The following is a 5008-nucleotide window of genomic DNA, read 5'->3' as shown; positions in this document are numbered from 1 at the left end:
CCACGCCCGCCGCCGCCACGCCCGCGCCCGCCCGCGCGGCGGCCTCCCGCACGGTCAGCCCGCTGGTCCGCTCCGGGCTCGTCGAGCTGGCGGCGGGCGCGCTGTCGGGCTGGGTCTTCACGCTCTGCCGGACGCGGCCGGAGACCGCCAGGCGGCTGGGGATCCGCAGCCCCGCCCGGATCCGCCAGTGGCACCTGGACCTGGCCGCGCTCGGCACGGCGAGCGTCGCCTGCGGGCTCGCGGTGCCCGATCCGCCGCCGCTGGCGGGGCGGGCGCTGCGGCTCGGCGCCTGGACCAACGCGATGGCGTTCCTGCCGCTGGCCTTCCGGCCCGACCTCGATCGTCACCCGGTCTTCCTGGCCGCGGTCACCGCGTCGTTCGCGAGCACGACGATCGGCTTCTGTGGCCTCGCGGCCGGCACGCGCTCGGCCGGCGGCGACGGCTGAGCGCGGGCGCGGGCGCTCAGCCGCCGAGCGCCCGCCGCAGGTCGCTGCCGGGCAGCACCGGCACCAGCAGCCGCGACGCGGCGACGTCGACGGTGTTGAGCGCCGGCAGCATCGGCAGCGAGGCGATCGAGGTCCCGAGGATGTGCAGCCGCAGCCGGTGGCCGGCCTTGAAGCGGTTGCCGATCGGCCACAGCTCGACGCGGTAGACCCGCTCCTGCCCGGCGGCTGCCGGCTTGCGCTGGTCGTAGCGCCCGTAGGGCTGGACGATCGTGCCGTGCGCGTCCTTCAGCGACTTCGCCTCGTCGACCTCGGGGAAGTCCGTGTTGAGGCGGCCGGACGCGACCGGGTGGGCCTTGCCGTCCGGCCCGACGTCGGAGACGACGACCCAGATCCCGGTGCTCGGCATGCTGCTGGACAGGCGCACCTCGAGCGTCGCCGGCCCGGCCGAGAGCACCGGCTCGCTGAGCGGGCGGGTCGTGTACGAGAGGCCGAACGGCTCGGCCAGCGTCATGTCGCTGAGCAGCGGCAGCTGGCGGGTCAGGTCGTTGAGCCCGGCGGCGCCGACGATCGCGGCGTTCGGCGGGTCGCTGGCGGTGAACAGCGACGGCAGCGCGATGAACGACTGGCGGGTGGCCTGGCGCCGCGCGCCGACCGTCAGCGATCCGTCGTTGGCGCTGTGCCCGCCGCCGGCGGGCGCGGCGTCCAGCGCCAGCGACTCCCAGCGGGTGCCCGGCACCGGCCAGTCGCTGGCGTCGGTCTGCACGAAGCGGCCGTCGAGCAGCTTCTCGCGATCGCCGTCCGCGAGCCAGAGCTTGACCCGCGGCTCGCGCTCGATCCCGTTGTCGACCCCGGTCACGAAGTGCTCGAACCACCTGCGGGCGTCGCCGGCGCCGCCGTCGGTGCCCTTCGGCGCGCCGTCGTGGGCTCCGACCACGATCAGGTGGGCGCCGTCGCCGCGCAGCTCCTGGAAGGCCTGGAAGGCGCCCCGCGACTCGACGTCGAAGAAGCCGTCGATCATCAGGATCGGCAGGTGGTTGACGTCGCCGCGCATCCCGCGCTCGCGCCACCAGCCGTCGAGCGTCGGGCGCAGGATCTCGCCGAAGCCGCTCTCCGCCAGCCCGAGGATCGTGTCGAGCGCCGAGAGCGGGTTGCGCAGCAGCCGCTCGGGGCCCTGGATCAGCGCGGGGGCGCCGATGCCCGCCAGCACGCCGACGCCGGGGACCAGGTTGTTGATCCCGCCCGGGACCAGCAGGTCGCGGTAGAGCTCGTGGGTGCCGGACTTCAGGACCGCGGCCTTGACGCACGGCAGCGGCCGGTGCAGCGAGTTGTAGATCGTGATCGCGCTGGCCGAGAAGCCGTTGATGCCCAGCCGGCCGTCGCTCCACGGCTGGTGGCAGGCCCACTGCAGGGCCTCGACGACGTCGAGCTGGGTCCGCGGGCCGAGCGCGTCGAAGCGCCCGTCGCTGTCGCCGGTGCCGCGGATCTGGATCAGCAGGCTGTTGAACCCGGGGATCGGGGCGCTGGTGGTGGTGCCGCGACCGTAGGGGCTGAACTCGACGATCGCCGGCCGCGCCGACAGCGAGCCCTCGCCGGAGATCGTCGCCTGCAGCGAGACCCCGTCGGAGGCGGTGAAGCGCTGGTTGCTGCTGACCGTCGCCGCGCTCGCCGACGTCGCGAGCAGCGTCCCGCTCAGCGCCGCGGCGGTCGCGAGCAGCGCCGCCGCCCGTCGCGCGACGCGTCCCGCCGAGCGTGGTTTCCCAGCCGTTCTCCCCAGTCCCATGCGCGCCAGCCTAGTCCACGAACATGTCTGTTCGCAAACGGCCGCGAGCGGCGGCGACCGCAGGCCCGGATCGCTCAGCCGGTCAGCGCGGCACGGGCGGCGGCGACCACCGCGTCGAGCGCGTCGGGGTTGGCCAGCGCGTCGCGCTTGACCACCGCGTCGGGGTCGGCTCCGGCGAGGATCCGCTTGATCGGCAGCTCGAGCGCCTTGCCCGAGAGCGTCCGCGGGACCGCCTCGATCGCGATCACCGCGTCGGGCACGTGGCGCGGCGAGCAGCGCTCGCGGACGTGGCGCCGGAGCGCCGCCCGCAGCTCGTTGTCGAGGGTCGCGCCCGGCCGCAGGACGACCAGCAGCGGCATCCAGAGGCTGCCGTCCGGTCGCGGGACGTCGAGCACCAGGGCATCGACGACCTCGTCGGCGGTCAGCACCGCGCGGTAGATCTCGGCGGTCCCCATCCGCACGCCGCCGCGGTTGATCGTGGCGTCGCTGCGGCCGTGGATGACGGCGGTGCGGCGGTCGCTGATCTCGATCCAGTCGCCGTGGCGCCAGACGCCCGGGTAGGTCTCGAAGTAGGCCTCGCGCAGGCGCGAGCCGTCCTCGTCGCCCCAGAAGGCGACCGGCATCGACGGCATCGGCTCGGTCACGACCAGCTCGCCGACCTCGCCGATCAGCCGCCGGCCGTCGGGATCCCAGGCCTCGACCTTGGCGCCGAGCGCCGGCGCCTGCAGCTCGCCCAGGTGGACCGGCAGCGTCGGGACGCCGCCGACGAAGGCGGTGCAGACGTCGGTCCCGCCGCTGATCGAGAAGATCCAGGTGTCGTCGCCGAGCTGCTCGCGCAGCCAGGCGAAGCCCTCGGGCGCCAGCGGCGAGCCCGTCGACCCGACCGCTCGGATCCGCAGCTCGCGGCCGTTCCGCGGGCGGATCCCGCTCTTGCGCGCGGCGTCGACGAAGGCCGCGCTGGTGCCGAAGACCGTCACCCCGGTGCGGTCGCAGAGGTCCCACAGCGCGTCCCCGGCCGGCGACCCGTCGTAGAGCACGATCTGGCCCTCGCTCAGGAGCATCCCGACCAGGTGGTTCCACATCATCCAGCCGGTGGTGGTGAACCACAGCATCCGGTCGTCGGGGGAGAGGTCGGTGTGCAGGCGCGCGATCTTCAGCTGCTCGAGCAGGATCCCGCCGTGGCCGTGGACGATCGGCTTCGGCAGCCCGGTGGTCCCCGAGCTGTAGAGGATCCAGAGCGGGTGGGCGAAGGGCAGGTCGGCGAACTCGAGGGCGGCGTCGGCCGGCCCCAGGAAGCCCGGCTCCCAGCCGCTGCCGTCGAGGTGGCCGAAGCGCACCAGGCGGGCGCCGATCGCGTCGGCGATCTCGGCGGCCTCGTCCCCGCGGGGGACGTCCTTGCCGCCGTAGCGGTAGCCGTCGACGGCCAGCAGCACCGTCGGGCGCACCTGGGCGAAGCGGTCGATCACCGCGGAGGGCCCGAACTCGGGGGCCGCGCAGGTCCAGATCGCGCCCAGCGACGCGGTCGCCAGCAGCGCGGCGATCGTGTCGGGCAGGTTCGGCAGGTAGGCGGCGACGCGGTCGCCGCGCCCGACGCCGTGGGCCAGCAGGCCGGCGCGGATCCGGGCGGTCCGCTCGCGCAGCGCGCCCCAGGTCCAGACGCCCGGCTCGGCCAGCTCGGACGCGTGGTGGAGGGCGACGGCGTCGTCGGCGTGGTCGCCCTGCAGCAGGTGCCCGGCGTAGTTGACGGTCGCCTGCGGGAACCACTCGGTACCGGGCATCGTCCGCGACCCGAGCGCCGGCCCCGGCTCGCCGGCGACGCCGAACTGGCGCCAGATCGCGGTCCAGAAGCCGTCGAGGTCGTCGACCGACCACTGCCACAGCTGCTCGTAGCTGGCGCCGGGGAGGCCGACGGCGGTCGCGAAGCGCGTCAGGGCCGCGTCCTCGATCTGCGCGGGGGTCGGGGTCCAGATGATCGGCGGCGTGGTCGTCATGGCGGTCCGGTCCATCCTCGCCGGCCCGACGCTCAGTCGTCAAAGATCCGTTTCGGCCTCTGGTTATAGGCTGAGCTTATGGACGTGCGGCAGCTGCGGTACTTCGCGACGCTGGCGGACGAGCTGCACTTCACGCGCGCGGCGGCCCGGCTGCACATCGCCCAGCCGGCGCTCTCCCAGCAGATCCGGCGGTTGGAGGCGTCGGTCGGCGTGGCGCTGGTCGATCGCTCGACCCACCGGGTGGCGCTGACCGCGGCCGGCGTCGCGCTGCTCGCCCGGGCGCGGACCGTGCTCGCCGAGGTCGACGCCGCCCGCGGCGAGCTGGCCGACCTGGCCGGCGTCCGGGCGGGGCGGCTGACCGTCGGCGTCACGCCGACGCCGGGGCCGCTCGACGTCGCCGGCCTGCTGGCCGCGTTCCACGCCGCCCACCCCGAGGTCGAGCTGGACGTCCGCGAGGGCCTCAGCGTCGAGCTGGCCGGGCAGCTGCGGGGAGACGCGCTCGACCTGGCGTTCGTGACGGCGATGTCAGCCAGCGATCGGGCCCAGCTCGACCTGGCGCGGCTGGCGAGCGAGCCGCTGGTGGCGGCGCTGCCCCGCGACCACCCGCTGGCGGGCCGCCAGGCGCTGACGCTGGCGGACCTCGGCGGCGAGCGGTTCGTCGGCTTCCGCCGCGGCGCCACGATCCGCGAGCTGCTGGAGCGGCGCGCGACCGCCGACGGGCTGGCGTTGCGGGTCGCGTTCGAGGTCGGCGACGGGCCGCGGGCGCGGGCGCTGGTCGCCCGCGGGCTGGC

Annotated in this window: 4 protein-coding genes; 2 read left to right on the top strand and 2 right to left on the bottom strand. The window is 75.3% G+C overall.

Translation table 11 applies throughout. From position 1 onward, the window contains the following. On the top strand, positions 1-446 hold a 446-nt coding region (locus tag PAI11_RS24225; RefSeq protein ID WP_211656578.1), incomplete at its 5' end, for a hypothetical protein. 16 nt (positions 447-462) lie between these two features. On the opposite strand, the gene PAI11_RS10310 is transcribed toward PAI11_RS24225, so the two are convergent. Together PAI11_RS10310 and PAI11_RS10305 are read right to left on the bottom strand one after the other, a co-directional pair. Next, complete coding sequence (locus PAI11_RS10310; RefSeq protein WP_007574010.1) at positions 463-2226, bottom strand: CocE/NonD family hydrolase; 1764 nt, start codon at positions 2224-2226, stop codon at positions 463-465. A gap of 74 nt (positions 2227-2300) precedes the next feature. Then, complete coding sequence (locus PAI11_RS10305; protein ID WP_170320712.1) at positions 2301-4217, bottom strand: acetoacetate--CoA ligase; 1917 nt, start codon at positions 4215-4217, stop codon at positions 2301-2303. Between the two features lie 78 nt (positions 4218-4295). Here PAI11_RS10305 and PAI11_RS10300 point away from each other — a divergent pair. Continuing rightward, positions 4296-5008: LysR family transcriptional regulator (locus PAI11_RS10300; RefSeq protein WP_050897197.1), on the top strand; the 713-nt coding region annotated here is incomplete at its 3' end.

This window comes from Patulibacter medicamentivorans (genome assembly GCF_000240225.1).
GTDB classification, from domain to species: domain Bacteria; phylum Actinomycetota; class Thermoleophilia; order Solirubrobacterales; family Solirubrobacteraceae; genus Patulibacter; species Patulibacter medicamentivorans.
The sequence above is the reverse complement of the archived record's forward strand: the minus strand, read 5'-3'. Positions and strand labels throughout refer to the sequence as shown.